Genomic DNA, 15,983 nt, shown 5'->3' on the forward strand with positions numbered 1-15,983 from the left:
TTCCTCTCAAAAGACAGTTTAAGCGTAATTATACCAAACAAGAATTATAATCAGCGTAATTTATAAAAAGAGTATTTCATGGTAAAAGTAGAATTTTTAGGACCTATCGGTAAAGCACCTATTGAGATGGAAGCGGCTACATTGGCAGATGTGGCGGACCGACTCAAAGAAGAGAGTGAATTGAGCAATTGGCTGGACAAATGCGCTGTTGCATTGAATGATACTATGGTCAATGATCTCTCAACAGTATTGAAAGATGGAGATAGGGTTTCTATCTTACCTCCAGTATGTGGGGGGTGATATTTGACGGAGTCAAATATCAAGTGAATAGTGAGGAGTGAATAGTGAATAGTGTTGGTATGCATTGCATTGCAATGCTTTATGTATGGGGGGCTTTGTAATGGAACTTTATGACGGACCATTAGATGTCAAAGAGATATTTGGTCGTTGGCTGGATGAGCAAGCTGAATCAAACTATGGTGCATACATTCCCTTTGTAGGAACTATACGAGCAGAAGATGGCATAGAAGCGTTAAGCTTTGATATTTATGAACCTATACTTCAAAAGTGGTTTGATGAGTGGCAAGAGAAAGCTAAGGAACTGGGTGCTGTAGTAAAGATGGCACATGCCAGAGGGGATGTTCCTGTGCATACCTCTTCGTATGTATCTGCAGTCTTTTCACCTAAACGCCGTGTAGCTTTGGAACTGATAGATGCGTTTGTGGAGGACTTTAAAGCTAATGCTCCTATTTGGAAGTATGATGTGAAGAACGGTAAACGTATTTACGCTGAAGACAGAAGTACTCCTATGGATGGTTCTGGACTTTTAGCATAAGAATAAAGGAATAAATAAAAATGGCATTTATGCATTTTGATGAATCAATACAGATGATACAGGATCTTGAGATCACTAACTATAAAACAAAGAAACTCTATCTCATGGATGCACTTGGGTATGTATTGGCTGAAGATATTATTGCAGACCATAACTCACCAGAGTTTCCAACCTCTGCGATGGATGGGTATGCGATCAATCATGAAGATATGGCACTGGGAAGACTCAAAGTAGGCAGTATCAATCCGGCAGGATCTGCACTTAAAGAGGAAGTGATCGGAGGAACCTGTATCAAAACATTTACAGGTTCTCTTATGCCACATGGCGCAGATACCCTCATCCCCATAGAAAATGTAGAGGTGGAAGGTGACGAGATAGTCATCAAAGAAGAAGTACCTCAAGGATTTTCGGTAAGAGAAGTAGGTGAAAACTATGCAAAGGGGCAACGTCTCATTCCTAAAGGTACAAAGATAGATTTCCCTCAGATAGGTGTGATGGCAAGTTTGAATATCGTAACCCCTTTAGTTTACGAGAAGCCAACAGTTGCCATACTCTCAACAGGCTCTGAGCTTCTTGAGCTTGGAGAGACACAAGCCAATGATGCACAGATACGAAGTTCAAATAACTATATCCTGGAAGCTATCGTTAAAAAGTATGATGGTTTACCTATGCAACTAGGCTGTATCAAAGATGATAAAGCCAGCATTACCAAAGCTGTCTCCGATGCCCTTGAGAAGAGTGATATTGTAGTCACTACGGGCGGTGTGAGTGTGGGTGATTTTGATTTTGTCAAGGATGTTATACGGGAGCTAGGCTGCGATGTTGTCTTTAAAGGGGTCCGTGTAAAACCGGGACAGCATATTATGGTCGCAAGAAAAGGGGACAAGTTCATTGTAGGATTACCGGGATTCGCTTACTCTTCTACAGTTACAGCACTGCTTTACGTTGTACCCCTCATAGAAAAGCTTCAGCAGGGTAAAAGTTCACTACGGAAAGTAAAAGCAAAACTCAAAGAACCATTTGTCAAACGTGCAAAAAAAGCCGAATTTACAGCATGTAATATTTCTCTTATGCAGGGAGAGTACTATGTTGACTTCAAAGATAAAAAAGTCGGTTCATCAGCGATCCTTACCAATATGCTTGGAAATGTGGCACTTCTTGTTACATCAGAAGAAGATACTTCCAAAACAGTCGGTGATGAGGTAAGTGTACTCCTGTTGGACTAAACTGCCAATTTTGCCTGTATTTTTAAATAGAGGGCAAGCTCTGCTACTGTTCTACATCCGGAATTGATCGCTTCATTAAGTAAATTTCTGTTTCTTTTAAAATCCATTTTGTATCCTTCGTATAATCTATTTATCAACCAAATCGATAAAATAAGGTTGAGTTCAATAAAGACTCATAGTTTTCACAAAAGCTAACAGTAAACAAGTTTTTTTCCTTTTTGGACTTTGGTACCAGCACATAAAACGTCTTGTGTTAGCTTTATAAAATCATCTATAGGATGCTAAGGAGGAGTGTAAGAACTTCTACCTTGTATAACACGAAGCTATGAGAACTTTAAAACTAACACTCAAGGGGTTTAAAATGTATTATGTTGGAATTGATGTTGCTGAAAAAAAACATTATGTGTGCATCCTGGATGATGCTGGTGAATTTGCTGTAAAACCATTTTGGATCTATACGGATATTCTTGGGTTAAGAAGGCTGATTGAACAGTTTGCCAACCTGTCATTAGACAATGATGATTTTATTATTGGTATAGAATCAACAGGAGCTTTTTCTGAGAATTTGTATGAATATATTACAGACAATGACTACCAAGCCGTTTTGCTAAACGCTTATCAGACTGCCAAGTTTCGTGATTTCCGTACCATACGAAAAGTAAAGAATGATGCGATTGATGCCTATGTCATTGCGGAACTTTTATCTACCGGTAAATACAAAGAGAGTCATATCTCCAATGATGCCTATCATTCAGTCAAGGTATTAGGCAGAACCAAACGTTCACTGGAGAAGAAGATAAAAACCATCAAGAGGGAAATCTCTACTGTAATGGCGACTGTCAATCCTGAGATTGGCAGAGTATTTCCAAATATCTTTACCAAGACAGCACTTGCGATCATCAAAGTCTACCCTACTGCAATAGATATGCAAAAAGCTACGCCAAAGAAGCTGACTCGTCTATTCCGTCATATCAAAGGTAACAACTTCTCTGAAGATAAAGCCAAGTTCCTGATCGATCTTGCCAATACTTCAGTATATGCTGGTCGTGCCTATGAAGCCAGATCTCTAATGATCACTACTAATATTAGGATATTAGAGCTTTTATGTCAAGAAAAGAAGCATATTGAAGAACAAATCAAACAACTTATTACCGAAGAAATAAATACAATTGACAATTCTATTGAAAATCTCCAAAGTATACCCGGTATCTCAGATAAAACCATTTCTGCCATATTAGGAGAATGTGGAGATCTCAGGCGATTTGATTCAGCCAAAGCTTTTATTGGCTATCTTGGTCTTTATCCTACACAGTATCAATCTGGCAACTCCAATTCTATAGGCAGGCTTGCAAAAAGAGGCATACCTATTGCCAAACATGCACTTTATATGGCTGCAGTAGGATCTGTATTGCACAATCCTCAGCTAAACAAGATCTTTCGAGACAAAGTCTCTTCGGGTAAATCCAAGAAAGAAGCTTTAATCATTATCTCCAAGAAAATAGCAGCGATCATGTATTCCATAGTCAAACACAATGAACCTTATCAAGCCCATAGAGTATTTATCCCCAACAGGTAAATATTCCCGTTAGTTTTAGCACTTGTGAAAACAATGAGTTTTTAATGAACATTGACCAAATATTGTTTTAGTATCTATTTGATCATTTGAATATTCTTTTCAAATACTCAAATAATCCAACAGGATACCTCTGTCTATAAAAAACAGCTATTGGTTTAAGCTATTCTTTATAGGATGGTTTTATATAGGGATTCTCCTTATAAAGGAATGCAAAATTTGTTTCACAAATTTTGCCCACACTTGTAGAAGTCCCTTTACAATTGCCCGTAGGAAATACCCTTGGGGTGCCTCTCACAAAAGCTTCGATTGAAACCTTAGATAGTTAAATATGTCAAATTGTACTAATAAAATTAAAAATAGTTAAAAAATATGTCAAATTGTCATACTTTTAAGAAAAATAGCATATAATATGGATATGCATACAAAATAAGGAGTCAAAATGTTAGTTTTAGGTGAAATCATAGAAAAACTTAAAGATGTGATCTCTGAGACCAAGATCGGAGGTAAAGTATTTGATAAAGATGTTGCAACAGCATTGAATATCCCTCAGGCAACATTTGCAACGATGAAGAAAAGAAACTCCATCCCCTATGAGGAGATACTTGAGTTCTGTGCATTGAAGAAGATCTCGGTCAATTGGCTTTTTTTTGATCAGGCAGTAGATATGCTAAAGGCAGAGACAGATAAGTTCTTTCAGGTACGTTATTTTTCAGATATCCGTGCAAGTGCCGGTGGCGGTGCTGAAGTGTTTGATGAAAATTTTGAAACCATCACGCTTGATGAAAAGATCATGCATAATATGGTAGGGATGGGGAGTACAGAGCTTGAAGCCATTCATGTTGACGGTGAGTCTATGGAGCCTACTTTACAGGATGGGTCCATTGTCTTCGTAGACAGAAGCCAAACCAATATCAATAAGGACGGTATCTTCATTGCCTCAACCACAGCCGGACTTTTCATCAAGCGTATCCGTCAAAGAGCAGACGGTATGGTAGAACTTATTTCAGACAACAAAGCATATTCTCCAGAAGTTTTAGCTCCGGATGAAGTAAGTATTGTGGGGAAAGTAGTGGGAAATATTGAAAGTTTGTAGGGTGCGTTTGCTAACGCACCCTACGTATTATTTGCACATTCTACACATCTAACAGATTCAGGGCGTACTGTCATACGTCCTATGCCAATATCCTCTTCACACTCTATGCAGATACCAAACATGGGTTTATTTATGCGTAAAAGAGCATTTTGAAGTCTGGTAAGGCGTATTTTGGATTCATCCAGTATTTTGTTGTTTACATGCTGTTCTCCCATAGCCTCCAGACGTGTAAGTCTGCCGAGGGAACAGTCAGGGGAGATGGGTTTGACTTTCTCTTCGAGTATACTGATCTGCTTTTTTAAGAGGCTAATATCCTGTTCTATCTTCTCTTTAATGGTCTCTTTCTCTTTTGCTGTCATTGTGCACTACTTTATGATATAGTTGGGTTATTATAACAGAACTTCGGAAGTGGAGACTTTAGTCCCACCTTACAATTATTGATTTTTGGAAGCTATATATAACTTAAGTAGTAGTTTGGATTTTCTGTGGAACTGAAGTTTCCACTTCCAATGAAAGAAGGAAGAACTTGAAAAAAATATTGATATTTTGCATGTTGTCATTATCTATTTTTGCAGAGAATAACTATACCAATGCTCTCATCAAAGAGGATTCTCCCTATCTGCAGCAACATGCACATAATCCTGTCAATTGGTATCCTTGGGGCAAAGAAGCGTTAGAGAAAGCTAAAAAAGAGAAGAAACTGATATTTCTCTCCATAGGTTACAGTACCTGTCACTGGTGTCATGTAATGGAAGAGGAGAGTTTTACAGATACCGAAGTAGCAAAACTGTTGAATGAACACTATATTTCTATAAAGGTAGACAGAGAGGAGTACCCGCAGATAGACAAAAAATATCAACAACTTTATATGAGTGTTCATGGGGAAAGAGGAGGTTGGCCCCTGAGTCTGTTTATGTCGCCTGATGCAAGGGTCTTTCATTTGGCAACGTATATACCCAAAGAGGAAGGATATGGTTCTGACGGGATGATGAACATGCTTCCCTCTTTTGTGAAGATGTATCAAACACAGTCAAAGAAGTTTCAGCAACGTATAGATAAACATCAGGCATTGGCAATGCAAGGAACCCAAAAACAAAGTGCTAAAACAAAACTGACACTTGATGTGATGGATCAGTTTGTAAAAGAAGCAGCACAGGAGTTTGATGGTCAAAATGGAGGATTTGCCAAAAGACCTAAGTTCCCGGAAGCTTCAAAGATAGCGTTGTTGCTTGATATTTATAGAATAGACGGGGACTCACAAGCACTGCATATGGCCGAGCTTACACTTAAAAAGATGGCAGAGGGTGGTCTTTATGATCAGATAGGAGGAGGCTTCTTCCGTTATACAACAGATGAAGCATGGCAGATACCTCACTTTGAGAAGATGCTCTATACCAATGCAGAACTTATACCCCAATACGTTACACTCTATGAACTTACAAAAGATCCTCTCTATAAAAGAGTTGTGATCGGGACGATTTCTCAGATGGAAACATATTTTATGAGAGAGGGGCTCTATCTTTCTGCCAGTGATGCAGACAGTGATGGGGAAGAGGGGGGATATTTTATCTACAGTTATACAGATGTGTATAAAGGACTTTTGGAAAAAGGACTGAAAAAAAGTGAAATAGAGAAAACATTGTCCTACCTTGGTATAGAAGAAGACGGGAATATTGATGGAGAGTTTTCTCATGCCCATATCACTGGAGATAAAGTACCTGCCAAGCTTGAAGAGGTTAAAGCCTATTTGAAAAGCTCACGTAAAAAAAGAACCTTTCCGTTTGTAGATACAAAAATTATCACAGCCTGGAATGCGATGATGGTAAAAGCACTTTTTGCTGCTTCCAAACTTGATAACCGTTATTTGGAAGTTGCAACGCAACGACTGAACAGGCTTTTAAAATTGATGCGGACAAAAGATACTTTGTATCACCAGGTTTTATTGGGTAAAAAGCCTAAGCAGGAAGGTTTACTGGAAGACTACGCTTTTGTAATGGATGCATTGATAGAAGGGTATTTGAGAACGTACAATAAAGAATACTTGACAGAACTTCGATCTTTAGTCAAAGAAGCACTTAACAAGTTTTACAAAAATAGACGATGGTATTTAAGTGATGATAGCATACAGGCTTTGGCAGACTTTGATGACAGGTATTATACTTCTGCCTTAAGTGTCATACTTGAAGACTTTGTCAGACTTGCTAGTTTAACTGAGGAGCTTGATTATAATGAAATAGTCAAAGAGACCATTAAAGAGAGTGGCGCAGTATTACAAAACAGTCCTGCAAAAGCACCAAAACTGGTACATGTTTTTTTACGTCTCAAAATGGGTGATGTCATTATTAAATCAAAGTTTCAAAATTTAGCACAGTCAAAAAAACAGATAGAAACATTTAAGTACCCTTTTGTTTTAAGCAAGATCGAAGAGAGTGATAAGTATCTTGCCTGCAGAGTCAATAGCTGTTTTGCATATGATACCAATGTCACAAAGTTATTGCAAAAGATAGAAGAAACAGTACATAGGAAATAGATGTTAAAAGAGAATTATGATCTGGAGGGTGCATTGCGTGAGTATGTAGCTTTGTTGGAAAAAGAAGCGTACTTTGAAGCACATGAAGTACTGGAAGAGGTGTGGCATCCTCTGCGTAAAGCCGATCATCCATTAAAAAATTTGGCAAAAGGACTGATCAACGGTGCTATTGCATTTGAGCATCTTAAACGGGATAGAGAAAATGCAGCACTTAAGGCACGTAAAGTAATGTGCTCTTTTGATAGATATAAAGGGCTTGCAGCATCAGATATTGAACATGTTCAGCTTTTTCAAAATGCATGTCAAATGATCGAAATATTAAAAAGTAGACACAGTGAGGTTTTTGATGTTCTGGTACCATAATATGACTAAACAGTATCATTATAGACGTACATTGAGCAAAGCTCTATGTACTACGTTAACACTGTGTTTGCTTCAGCAGCAGGCTCAAGTGACTAGTCACTTTAAATATCAAAAGGGGAGTATATAATGTTTTGGTATCACAATATGACCAAACATTCATATCACTCTGTACGAACCAATCCCAATAGACTTTCATGGGAAGACCAACCCAGTACCTATAAGAATTATCCTGAGAGTTATGCAAAGTATAAACTTGATCTGGAAAAAGAGGAAGATAACTTTCTTTATCATATTGCAGGGTTGACAGCAAAGAAAACCTATCCGAACGGTGAGTATTATCTTCGTATCAATCCAAGTGCAGGAGCCCTTTATCCCAATGAACTCTATTTTCAGGTACGAGGAGTTGAAGGGATAGAAGATGGGATCTACCATTATGAGGTAAGGTCCAGCTCTATTACACTACTTCAAAAGATCACAGAAGAGGTGGGATTGGAGCCTTATTTAGGTTACGCAACAGCCATGAAAGGGTATCTGTTTTTAGTCTCAGCTATCTACTACAGGTCTTCCTGGAAATATAAAGACAGAGCCTTTCGCTATTGCCTTTTAGATGCCGGGCATCTTTTGGGCAGCATAGAAGCAAGTGCGTTACTGAAACCCCATGCGGTACAGATAGTCTATACCATTGAACGGGAAAAACTCAACCGTATGTTTGGATTTGAAGCGCGTGAATGGTTTTTAGCCGGTGCAAGTATGGCTGTACCTATGCAAGATAAAGAGATACGTGCGATAGAGTTTGAACTTCCTTATGTAGATGGCAGCAGAACGTTTGAAGCCAATCCTCTTATAGAAGAGGCTTATGAAGAGACGACTGTTTTAGAGGGATGTAAAAAAGCCATTAAAGCTCCCAAGTTCACCTACAATGCTCAAAAACTTCAAGAAACTATTTTCTTTCGCAGGTCTCAGAGAGGTTTTCAGGAGGGTGCCATCACCAAAGGACAATTCAACTACATTATGGAAGTGTTAGCGCAACCTGTATTGAGTGACTGTGATGAAGAGGTAAGTATCTATGCAGTCGTCAACCGTGTGTTGGATATGCCTTTGGGACTCTATAAAGAGGGTGAGTATATCAAGTATGGTGATCTTGCCAAACAGGCAGGGTACCTCTGTTTAGAGCAGTATAGCCTCTCTTCAGCAGGAGCAGTGGCTTTTTTTCTTACTTCCAAAGCGAAGAACTACCAGGTACTTTATCAAAAAGCAGGGATTATCGGTCAGAGACTCTATATCGCATCACTTTATTTAGGGTTAGGGTGTAGTGGCATAGGGGCATATTATGATGATGAGGTAAACACCTTTGTAGGCAATGATGAAATGGTACTCTATGCTTTGGCCATTGGAAAATAGTTTTCTCAGTTTTTTTGCATAAAATCATAAGATAATTAAATTTTATTTAACTATTAACCTTTTATTTTAGTTCTAAAAAAATGAAAGGCTTATATATGGATAGATTACCATGGTGGAATGACGCATGTAAACAGATGCATGAATTGGAATAATTATTTTTTAAACCTGTATCCAAGTGTCTCTAATTGTTGGCGCAGGATATCTGGTATATCTCCCTGAAACTCCAGAGTATTCTCTTTTACGGTTCCTCCGGTACCCAACTTCTTTTTGAGTGTTTTTACTAAAGCTTGAAGATCGCTTTTAGATAGGTAAAAGGGTTTGACTATGGTAACAACTTTTCCTCTTCGTTTCTCTTTTGCAAAATGAAGCTGATGTTTGTTGGGTTCTTTTATTTCAGTTGAGGTTTTTTGAACAGACTTCTCTTTATTATCCGATGACCAGTCATCATCAAAATTCGCACCCATTTCAAATAGATTCTCTTTCAATAGTTCTCCTTAATTATAATTCGTATCGAACAGTATCCCAAGTATGACCATCAGCACCAGAAGAAAGACCATGGTCCTGTAAAGGGCCTCTTCACTGGGGAGTCTCATGCCGATCCTTTTAATTTTCTATATTATATATGATCTCTGTTTTGTTCTTCTTGGTCTGGATCTCATGGATACTCAACCCCTCTATAGGAAGTTTCATAAATTCATCTATGGATTCAATACCTGCTTTAGCCATCTCTCTTAGTACAATGCCTCGATAGGCTTTTGCCCAGTGGCTGACTACTTTGCCCTCTTTGATAAACTTGAGTGTAGTATATGGCTTGGCAGGTTTGTAGAACTTGTCATAGAAGCCTGCCCGCAAATCAAGTATCTCTTCATCTTTGAGATACTCCTCCATAAGAGCAGCTCCATGATCATGATAGAATCTTTCTACTTTGGTCTCTCCCACAGATTCTCCCTGCTTGAGACGATATTCCGGGATGAGATCATCGGCCCGTAAAAAACCAAAGAGGTTGGAACAGAGAATGACATGGTTATCTATGTAATGTTGAGCATGGTCATCCAGTTTACTATAGGAGAGATGATCAAAAGCAACACCGGTATACCGTTCTATGGCTTTCATGGCAGGTTCATGAATGATATCTTTTTTATGTTTTAAGATATCAGTCTCTTTTTTAAGTCCGAACATTTTAGAGAGTTCCTGCAAGTCGCCTTTTTGCAGAATATTTATATACTGATGCAAGAGTTGTGTACGATAAGGCAGGAGTGCTTCAAAAAGTAATCTGTCCGGTCTGAATGGTTTGGTACCACCCGATATCTTTGTTTCACTGGGTGCTAATAGTATTTTCATTAAAGAAATATCCTTCTGTCAAATATGATGGTATTCTATAGAAATTAATTAAAAAAGAGAAATTTTGATTTTTTTTTAAAAAACACTTGACTTTTAAAATGTTTTTGTCTATAATTCCCGTCCATTTTAAGTGTAATAACTTTTAATGATGGTGCTGGTGTAGCTCAGTTGGCTAGAGCAGCTGATTTGTAATCAGCAGGTCGGGGGTTCGAGTCCCTTCACCAGCTCCATAATATAATTATCAGTGTTTGAACCAGTAATATAAACAAACAATCTAAGTGGTGAGTTACTCAAGTGGCCAACGAGGGCAGACTGTAAATCTGCTGACTATGTCTTCGAAGGTTCGAATCCTTCACTCACCACCATTTGTTAAGTAACATAAACGACGCGGGAGTAGCTCAGTTGGCTAGAGCGTCAGCCTTCCAAGCTGAGGGTCGCGGGTTCGAGTCCCGTCTCCCGCTCCATAAACTGGGAGCTGTGTGAATTATGTACTTAACACTAACTACTTCACATTTAAAAGCTTCACATTTTTATTTATTATTTCATGCAGTAGGCTTAATGGTTTATTATTTTATTATGCTTACAAATAGATTCATGAATGACGAAACACACAATTGATAGAGTATGCTTTATGCATATAGTGCCCATATGGCTCAGGGGTAGAGCACTTCCTTGGTAAGGAAGAGGTCGTGAGTTCAAGTCTCACTATGGGCTCCACCCTTTCAATAGTATGGACAAAAGTATTACAGATATGTAATAGTTCTGTCCATATGGTATGGGGTCTAAGATAATTTAGGTATAATACTGCCTTTAAAACATTTACGCTAGGAGAAAAGCATGGCTAAAGAAAAATTCGAACGAACTAAACCGCATGTTAACATCGGTACTATCGGTCACGTTGACCACGGTAAAACTACATTAACTGCTGCAATTACTGCTGTACTTGCAACTAAAAACAATACTGCGCTTATGGACTATGATCAAATTGATAATGCTCCAGAAGAGAGAGAAAGAGGAATTACAATTGCTACTTCTCACGTAGAGTATGAAACTGAAAAAAGACACTACGCTCACGTAGACTGTCCAGGTCACGCCGATTACGTTAAAAACATGATTACAGGTGCTGCTCAAATGGATGGTGCGATCCTTGTTATTGCTGCGACTGATGGTCCAATGGCACAAACAAGAGAGCACATTCTTCTTTCTAAGCAAGTAGGTGTACCATATATCGTTGTATTCTTGAACAAAGAAGATCAACTTGATGAAGAAGACAAAGAAGAGATGCTAGAGCTTGTAGAAATGGAAGTTCGTGAACTTCTTTCTGAGTATGATTTCCCAGGTGACGATACTCCAATCATCGCTGGTTCTGCATTCCAAGCACTTGAAGAAGCTAAATCTGGTACACTTGGTGAGTGGTCAGAAAAAATCATTGCACTTATGGATGCAGTAGATGAGTATATTCCTGAGCCAGTAAGAGAAACTGATAAAGACTTCTTGATGGCAATCGAAGATATCTTTACTATCCAAGGTCGTGGTACTGTTGTAACTGGTAAAGTTGACAGAGGTCAGGTATGTGTTGGTGACGAAGTTGAGATCGTTGGCCTTAAAGATACTCAGAAAACAACTGTAACCGGTGTTGAAATGTTCCGTAAAGAGATGGATTGTGGTCAAGCTGGTGATAACTGTGGTGTTCTTATCCGTGGTATCGCTAAAGAAGAGGTACAAAGAGGTATGGTTCTTTGTAAACCAGGTTCAATCACACCACACACTAAATTCGAAGCTGAAGTATATGTTCTTACTAAAGAAGAAGGTGGTAGACACACTCCATTCTTTAACAACTATAGACCTCAGTTCTACGTTCGTACAACAGACGTAACAGGTTCAGTACAACTTCAAGAAGGTACTGAAATGGTTATGCCAGGTGACAACGTTAAAATCGATGTTGAACTTATCGCACCAGTAGCACTTGATGAAGGTACTAGATTCGCTATCCGTGAAGGTGGTAGAACAGTTGGTGCCGGTGTTGTTAGTAAGATAATCGCATAAGACATTTACAAGAGGTTCGCCTCTTGTAGTATGTATTATCTATTAGGAGATAGCAATGAGAGAAACAGTTCATTTAGGATGTGAAAAGTGTACAAGACGTAACTATCACACAACTAAAAACAAAAAAACAACAACAGAGAAACTTGCACTTAAGAAATATTGTAAATGGTGTAAAGAACATACTGTTCACAAAGAGATGAAACTGTAAGTTTTATCCTTTGTAAGATCGTCATTTAAGCATTTGTTTAAATGGCAACCTAAATACTATTTAGGCCAATAGCTCAGTTGGTAGAGCACTGGTCTCCAAAACCAGGTGCCGGGGGTTCGAGTCCCTCTTGGCCTGCCATAACAAAGGTAACAGACATGGGAAAAATTTCAACATTTATTGCAAACGCGAAAGCGGAGATACATAAAGTAATATTTCCAACAAAAGTACAAGTAAGACAAGCATTTTTAGCAGTTGTTCTCGTAGTGACTGTAATATCAATATTTTTAGCATTGGTTGACTTAATGATGTCATCAATCGTATCATCAGTTTTATAGGATAGACAATGGCTTATCAATGGTATGCAATCCAAACATATGCGGGGAGTGAACAAGCTGTAAAAAGAGCAATTGAACAACTTGCGATCGATTACGGTATTGAAGAGAAGATCGAAAGAATCGTCGTTCCTACGGAAGAAGTAATTGAAGTTAAAAATGGTGAAAAAAAGATTACAGAAAGAACACTGTACTCAGGGTATGCTTTCGCACATATAGACCTGGATACTGATCTTTGGCATAAGATCCAATCTTTACCAAGAGTATCTAGATTTATCGGTGAACAAAAGACACCTACTGCTCTTACGGAAGCAGATATCAAAGTGATTTTAGACAAGATGGAGCAAAAAGCTGCACCGAGACCTAAAGTTGATTTCGAAACAGGTGAAATGGTACGTATCATTGATGGTCCGTTCGCCAACTTTACAGGCATGGTGGAAGAGTATGATCTTGACCATGGCAAACTGAAGTTGAATGTTTCGATCTTTGGTAGAAATACACCAGTTGAGATCCTCTACACACAAGTAGAAAAAATCATATAAGACCTAAGCGTCAAATCAAACAAAGGAAGAACAGATGGCAAAAAAGATAACTGAAAAGTTCAAAATGATGATCCCGGCCGGATCAGCAAACCCATCACCACCGGTAGGTCCTGCACTTGGACAACGTGGTGTAAACATCATGGAGTTTTGTAAAGCTTTTAATGAAAAAACAAAAGATAAAATGGGATTCAAGATCCCTGTTATCGTTACAGTATATGCAGACAGAAGTTTTACATTCGAAACGAAACAACCACCTGCGAGTGATCTTATTTTAAAGGCAGCAGGTCTTAAAAAAGGTACAGATAATCCACTTCTTAACAAAGTCGGATCTATCACAAAAGCAAAACTTGACGAGATTATCGATCAGAAAATAGCTGACCTTAATACGAATGACAGAGAAATGGCGGCAAATATCATTGCTGGTTCTTGTAGAAGTATGGGTGTTGAAATCGTAGACTAGTCTTAATTACAGGACAATCATAACCACATAGATTTAAAAAATGTGGGAGCATATAAAGCGGAGAAAATCATGGCAAAAAAACTAAGTAAAAGAAGAGAAGCTCTACTTAAAAAAGTAGATGCTACTAAAGAGTATAGTGTTGATGAAGCAATGGCTATACTTAAGGACCTTAAATCAGCAAAGTTTGATGAGACAGTTGAAGTGGCACTAAACCTCAATGTTGACCCGAGACATGCAGATCAAATGGTTAGAGGATCAGTTGTTCTTCCTAACGGAACTGGTAAAAAAGTAAGAGTAGCAGTATTTGCAAAAGATGCCAAAGCTGATGAAGCTAAAGCAGCTGGTGCGGATCTTGTAGGTTCAGATGAACTTATCGAACAGATCCAAGCAGGTAAGATTGACTTTGATATCGTTATCTCCACACCGGATATGATGGGTGTTCTTGGTAAAGTGGCAAGAGTACTTGGACCAAAAGGTCTTATGCCAAACCCTAAGACAGGTACTGTAACTATGGATGTTGCAAAAGCTGTTGAAAATGCAAAAGGCGGACAAGTTAACTTCAGAGTAGACAAAAAAGGAAATATCCATGCGGGTATCGGTAAAGTCTCTTTTGATGAAGCAAAAATCAGAGAGAACTTTAATACCTTCGTAGAAGCGATCAATAAAGCTAAACCAGCATCTGCAAAAGGTAGATTTATCACCAATGCTGCTGTATCATTGACTATGAGTCCATCAGTAACACTTGATGCCTCAGAAGTAATGGAAATTAAATAATTTAAATATTTTAATACAGAGAGTATCCTCTCTCTGTATGATCATAAATTTTCATCGGTAGAAGCAGAATGCTTTTACGGCTGAAGACTTATGTCTTGATCTTAGACTGAAGATAATAGGGGCGAAAGCTTAATTAATCTATCCGAAAAGGTAGATGAGTATGGAGTACCATATACCCTGTTAGAAGGTCGGAAGGAGAAGAATATATGACAAGAACTAGAAAAGAAGAGTTAGTTGCAGAAATGACAGCAGAGTTCAAAGACGCTGGTGCCATTATCGTTTGTGATTACAAAGGTATGACTGTTGAAAATCTTGAAATTGTAAGAAACCTTGCAAAAGATGAAGATACAAAAGTAAAAGTCATTAAAAACAAGCTTGCTGCGATCGCATTGGAAAATGCAGGTTGTGAAGCAATTGATTTTAAAGACACAAACCTTGTGATCTGGGGTGATACACAAGTTTTACCTTGTAAGATTGCTGATAAAGCTGCTACTCAATTTAAAGATAGTTTTGCAATCAAAACCGGATTAATTGAAGGTAAAGTTGCTAGTATGGAAACCATTAATGCGATGGCTAAACTTCCTACTAGAGATGAGCTTATCGGTATGCTCCTTAATGTTTGGAATGCACCGGTACAGAACTTTACTATTGGTATGAATGCATTGGCTGCTAAATTAGAAGAAGAAGCATAGAGTGGTGAGAGCCACCAGGCTCTTTTAATTTGAAATGCAGTGGCATTTCAACTAATATATGAATATAATTGAAGGAATTAATTATGGCAACAACTAAAGAAGATGTTCTTGAGTTTATCTCAAACATGTCAGTACTTGAGCTTTCTGAGCTTGTAAAAGAATTTGAAGAGAAATTTGGTGTATCAGCACAAGCTACTGTAGTAGCTGCCGGTGGTGCTGCTGGTGCTGGTGAAGCTGCTGAAGAGCAAACAGAATTTGATGTAGTACTTACAGATGCAGGTGCTAAGAAAATCAATGCGATCAAAGTAGTAAGAGCAATTACTGGTCTTGGTCTTAAAGAAGCAAAAGCTGCAGTTGAAGAAACTCCAACTGTACTTAAAGAAGCTGTTTCCAAAGAAGAAGCTGAAGAGCTCAAAAAACAAATCGAAGAAGCTGGTGCTTCTTGTGAGCTTAAATAATTATCATTATTTAAGAGTGCTTAGGCGATCTGCCTAAGCTCAGCTAGACAATCTACTTGGATATAGCGATAAACTATTCGGAGACATTTCATACCCTCGTGTCAAT

19 protein-coding genes and 5 tRNA genes are annotated in these 15,983 nt (G+C 38.4%); 21 read left to right on the top strand and 3 right to left on the bottom strand.

Features of this window, described 5'->3' with window-relative positions; all coding sequences use genetic code 11:
• The first annotated feature begins 78 nt into the window (after window positions 1–78).
• The 5 genes from ACZ48W_RS07460 to ACZ48W_RS07480 all read left to right on the top strand — a co-directional run bounded on the left by ACZ48W_RS07460 (window position 79) and on the right by ACZ48W_RS07480 (window position 4,730).
• Entirely contained in the window at window positions 79–300 is a 222-nt protein-coding gene (locus ACZ48W_RS07460; RefSeq protein WP_464827726.1) for a MoaD/ThiS family protein, read from the top strand.
• Window positions 301–400: 100 nt separating this feature from the next.
• Window positions 401–835, top strand: coding sequence for a molybdopterin synthase catalytic subunit (locus ACZ48W_RS07465; protein ID WP_464827727.1), 435 nt, complete (start codon window positions 401–403; stop codon window positions 833–835).
• Between the two features lie 20 nt (window positions 836–855).
• Window positions 856–2,061, top strand: a complete 1,206-nt coding sequence (locus tag ACZ48W_RS07470; protein WP_464827728.1) for a molybdopterin molybdotransferase MoeA — start codon at window positions 856–858, stop codon at window positions 2,059–2,061.
• Between the two features lie 325 nt (window positions 2,062–2,386).
• Window positions 2,387–3,637 (top strand): IS110 family RNA-guided transposase, encoded by a 1,251-nt coding sequence (locus ACZ48W_RS07475; protein ID WP_464827685.1) that lies wholly within the window; start codon window positions 2,387–2,389, stop codon window positions 3,635–3,637.
• 439 nt (window positions 3,638–4,076) lie between these two features.
• Window positions 4,077–4,730, top strand: coding sequence for a LexA family transcriptional regulator (locus tag ACZ48W_RS07480; protein WP_464827729.1), 654 nt, complete (start codon window positions 4,077–4,079; stop codon window positions 4,728–4,730).
• A 20-nt stretch (window positions 4,731–4,750) separates the two neighbouring features.
• On the opposite strand, the gene ACZ48W_RS07485 is transcribed toward ACZ48W_RS07480, so the two are convergent.
• A complete protein-coding gene (locus ACZ48W_RS07485; RefSeq protein ID WP_464827730.1) occupies window positions 4,751–5,089 on the bottom strand; it encodes a TraR/DksA family transcriptional regulator in 339 nt (112 codons plus the stop codon).
• Between the two features lie 167 nt (window positions 5,090–5,256).
• On the opposite strand from ACZ48W_RS07485, the gene ACZ48W_RS07490 reads away from it, so the two are divergent.
• The 3 genes from ACZ48W_RS07490 to ACZ48W_RS07500 all read left to right on the top strand — a co-directional run bounded on the left by ACZ48W_RS07490 (window position 5,257) and on the right by ACZ48W_RS07500 (window position 9,024).
• Window positions 5,257–7,260, top strand: a complete 2,004-nt coding sequence (locus ACZ48W_RS07490; protein WP_464827731.1) for a thioredoxin domain-containing protein — start codon at window positions 5,257–5,259, stop codon at window positions 7,258–7,260.
• The gene (locus tag ACZ48W_RS07495) at window positions 7,261–7,623 is read left to right on the top strand and encodes a DUF309 domain-containing protein (RefSeq protein ID WP_464827732.1); all 363 of its coding nucleotides are present in this window, start codon (window positions 7,261–7,263) and stop codon (window positions 7,621–7,623) included.
• A 126-nt stretch (window positions 7,624–7,749) separates the two neighbouring features.
• Window positions 7,750–9,024 carry a SagB family peptide dehydrogenase gene (locus tag ACZ48W_RS07500; RefSeq protein ID WP_464827733.1) on the top strand — a complete coding sequence of 425 codons (1,275 nt, stop codon included), beginning with the start codon at window positions 7,750–7,752 and terminating at the stop codon, window positions 9,022–9,024.
• A gap of 152 nt (window positions 9,025–9,176) precedes the next feature.
• Here the strand turns inward: ACZ48W_RS07500 and ACZ48W_RS07505 are convergent, their stop codons facing one another.
• Both ACZ48W_RS07505 and ACZ48W_RS07510 read right to left on the bottom strand, forming a co-directional pair.
• The gene (locus tag ACZ48W_RS07505) at window positions 9,177–9,509 is read right to left on the bottom strand and encodes a translation initiation factor (protein WP_464827734.1); all 333 of its coding nucleotides are present in this window, start codon (window positions 9,507–9,509) and stop codon (window positions 9,177–9,179) included.
• Between the two features lie 118 nt (window positions 9,510–9,627).
• On the bottom strand, window positions 9,628–10,365 hold the full coding sequence (locus ACZ48W_RS07510; RefSeq protein WP_464827735.1) for a YaaA family protein: 738 nt from the start codon (window positions 10,363–10,365) through the stop codon (window positions 9,628–9,630).
• Between the two features lie 153 nt (window positions 10,366–10,518).
• Between ACZ48W_RS07510 and ACZ48W_RS07515 the strand changes: the two genes are divergently transcribed.
• From ACZ48W_RS07515 to rplL, 13 genes are all read left to right on the top strand, one after another.
• Window positions 10,519–10,595: transfer RNA gene (locus ACZ48W_RS07515), tRNA-Thr, on the top strand.
• A 50-nt stretch (window positions 10,596–10,645) separates the two neighbouring features.
• Window positions 10,646–10,730, top strand: a tRNA-Tyr gene (locus ACZ48W_RS07520).
• 22 nt (window positions 10,731–10,752) lie between these two features.
• Window positions 10,753–10,829 (top strand) — tRNA-Gly (locus ACZ48W_RS07525).
• Between the two features lie 178 nt (window positions 10,830–11,007).
• Window positions 11,008–11,082, top strand: a tRNA-Thr gene (locus ACZ48W_RS07530).
• A gap of 120 nt (window positions 11,083–11,202) precedes the next feature.
• Window positions 11,203–12,411, top strand: coding sequence for an elongation factor Tu (tuf, locus tag ACZ48W_RS07535; RefSeq protein WP_464827736.1), 1,209 nt, complete (start codon window positions 11,203–11,205; stop codon window positions 12,409–12,411).
• Between the two features lie 55 nt (window positions 12,412–12,466).
• Window positions 12,467–12,619, top strand: coding sequence for a 50S ribosomal protein L33 (gene rpmG, locus ACZ48W_RS07540; protein WP_011979817.1), 153 nt, complete (start codon window positions 12,467–12,469; stop codon window positions 12,617–12,619).
• Window positions 12,620–12,681: 62 nt separating this feature from the next.
• Window positions 12,682–12,757 (top strand) — tRNA-Trp (locus ACZ48W_RS07545).
• Window positions 12,758–12,774: 17 nt separating this feature from the next.
• Window positions 12,775–12,954, top strand: a complete 180-nt coding sequence (gene secE, locus ACZ48W_RS07550; RefSeq protein WP_295419007.1) for a preprotein translocase subunit SecE — start codon at window positions 12,775–12,777, stop codon at window positions 12,952–12,954.
• Between the two features lie 8 nt (window positions 12,955–12,962).
• Window positions 12,963–13,493, top strand: coding sequence for a transcription termination/antitermination protein NusG (gene nusG, locus ACZ48W_RS07555; protein WP_464827737.1), 531 nt, complete (start codon window positions 12,963–12,965; stop codon window positions 13,491–13,493).
• A gap of 34 nt (window positions 13,494–13,527) precedes the next feature.
• Entirely contained in the window at window positions 13,528–13,953 is a 426-nt protein-coding gene (gene rplK, locus ACZ48W_RS07560; protein WP_464827738.1) for a 50S ribosomal protein L11, read from the top strand.
• A 69-nt stretch (window positions 13,954–14,022) separates the two neighbouring features.
• Window positions 14,023–14,727 carry a 50S ribosomal protein L1 gene (gene rplA, locus ACZ48W_RS07565; RefSeq protein WP_464827739.1) on the top strand — a complete coding sequence of 235 codons (705 nt, stop codon included), beginning with the start codon at window positions 14,023–14,025 and terminating at the stop codon, window positions 14,725–14,727.
• Window positions 14,728–14,933: 206 nt separating this feature from the next.
• On the top strand, window positions 14,934–15,419 hold the full coding sequence (rplJ, locus tag ACZ48W_RS07570; protein ID WP_464827740.1) for a 50S ribosomal protein L10: 486 nt from the start codon (window positions 14,934–14,936) through the stop codon (window positions 15,417–15,419).
• Between the two features lie 83 nt (window positions 15,420–15,502).
• Window positions 15,503–15,877 carry a 50S ribosomal protein L7/L12 gene (rplL, locus tag ACZ48W_RS07575; protein WP_464827741.1) on the top strand — a complete coding sequence of 125 codons (375 nt, stop codon included), beginning with the start codon at window positions 15,503–15,505 and terminating at the stop codon, window positions 15,875–15,877.
• The last annotated feature ends 106 nt before the right edge of the window (window positions 15,878–15,983 follow it).

It is taken from the genome of Sulfurovum aggregans (assembly GCF_055385215.1).

Bases quoted from the DNA above. Each gene is read 5' to 3' on its own strand.
- ACZ48W_RS07460 (WP_464827726.1), top strand. From the start codon at position 79: ATGGTAAAAGTAGAATTTTTAGGACCTATCGGTAAAGCACCTATTGAG.
- ACZ48W_RS07465 (WP_464827727.1), top strand. From the start codon at position 401: ATGGAACTTTATGACGGACCATTAGATGTCAAAGAGATATTTGGTCGT.
- ACZ48W_RS07470 (WP_464827728.1), top strand. From the start codon at position 856: ATGGCATTTATGCATTTTGATGAATCAATACAGATGATACAGGATCTT.
- ACZ48W_RS07475 (WP_464827685.1), top strand. From the start codon at position 2,387: ATGAGAACTTTAAAACTAACACTCAAGGGGTTTAAAATGTATTATGTT.
- ACZ48W_RS07480 (WP_464827729.1), top strand. From the start codon at position 4,077: ATGTTAGTTTTAGGTGAAATCATAGAAAAACTTAAAGATGTGATCTCT.
- ACZ48W_RS07485 (WP_464827730.1), bottom strand. From the start codon at position 5,089: ATGACAGCAAAAGAGAAAGAGACCATTAAAGAGAAGATAGAACAGGAT.
- ACZ48W_RS07495 (WP_464827732.1), top strand. From the start codon at position 7,261: ATGTTAAAAGAGAATTATGATCTGGAGGGTGCATTGCGTGAGTATGTA.
- ACZ48W_RS07500 (WP_464827733.1), top strand. From the start codon at position 7,750: ATGTTTTGGTATCACAATATGACCAAACATTCATATCACTCTGTACGA.
- ACZ48W_RS07510 (WP_464827735.1), bottom strand. From the start codon at position 10,365: ATGAAAATACTATTAGCACCCAGTGAAACAAAGATATCGGGTGGTACC.
- tuf (WP_464827736.1), top strand. From the start codon at position 11,203: ATGGCTAAAGAAAAATTCGAACGAACTAAACCGCATGTTAACATCGGT.
- rpmG (WP_011979817.1), top strand. From the start codon at position 12,467: ATGAGAGAAACAGTTCATTTAGGATGTGAAAAGTGTACAAGACGTAAC.
- secE (WP_295419007.1), top strand. From the start codon at position 12,775: ATGGGAAAAATTTCAACATTTATTGCAAACGCGAAAGCGGAGATACAT.
- nusG (WP_464827737.1), top strand. From the start codon at position 12,963: ATGGCTTATCAATGGTATGCAATCCAAACATATGCGGGGAGTGAACAA.
- rplK (WP_464827738.1), top strand. From the start codon at position 13,528: ATGGCAAAAAAGATAACTGAAAAGTTCAAAATGATGATCCCGGCCGGA.
- rplA (WP_464827739.1), top strand. From the start codon at position 14,023: ATGGCAAAAAAACTAAGTAAAAGAAGAGAAGCTCTACTTAAAAAAGTA.
- rplJ (WP_464827740.1), top strand. From the start codon at position 14,934: ATGACAAGAACTAGAAAAGAAGAGTTAGTTGCAGAAATGACAGCAGAG.
- rplL (WP_464827741.1), top strand. From the start codon at position 15,503: ATGGCAACAACTAAAGAAGATGTTCTTGAGTTTATCTCAAACATGTCA.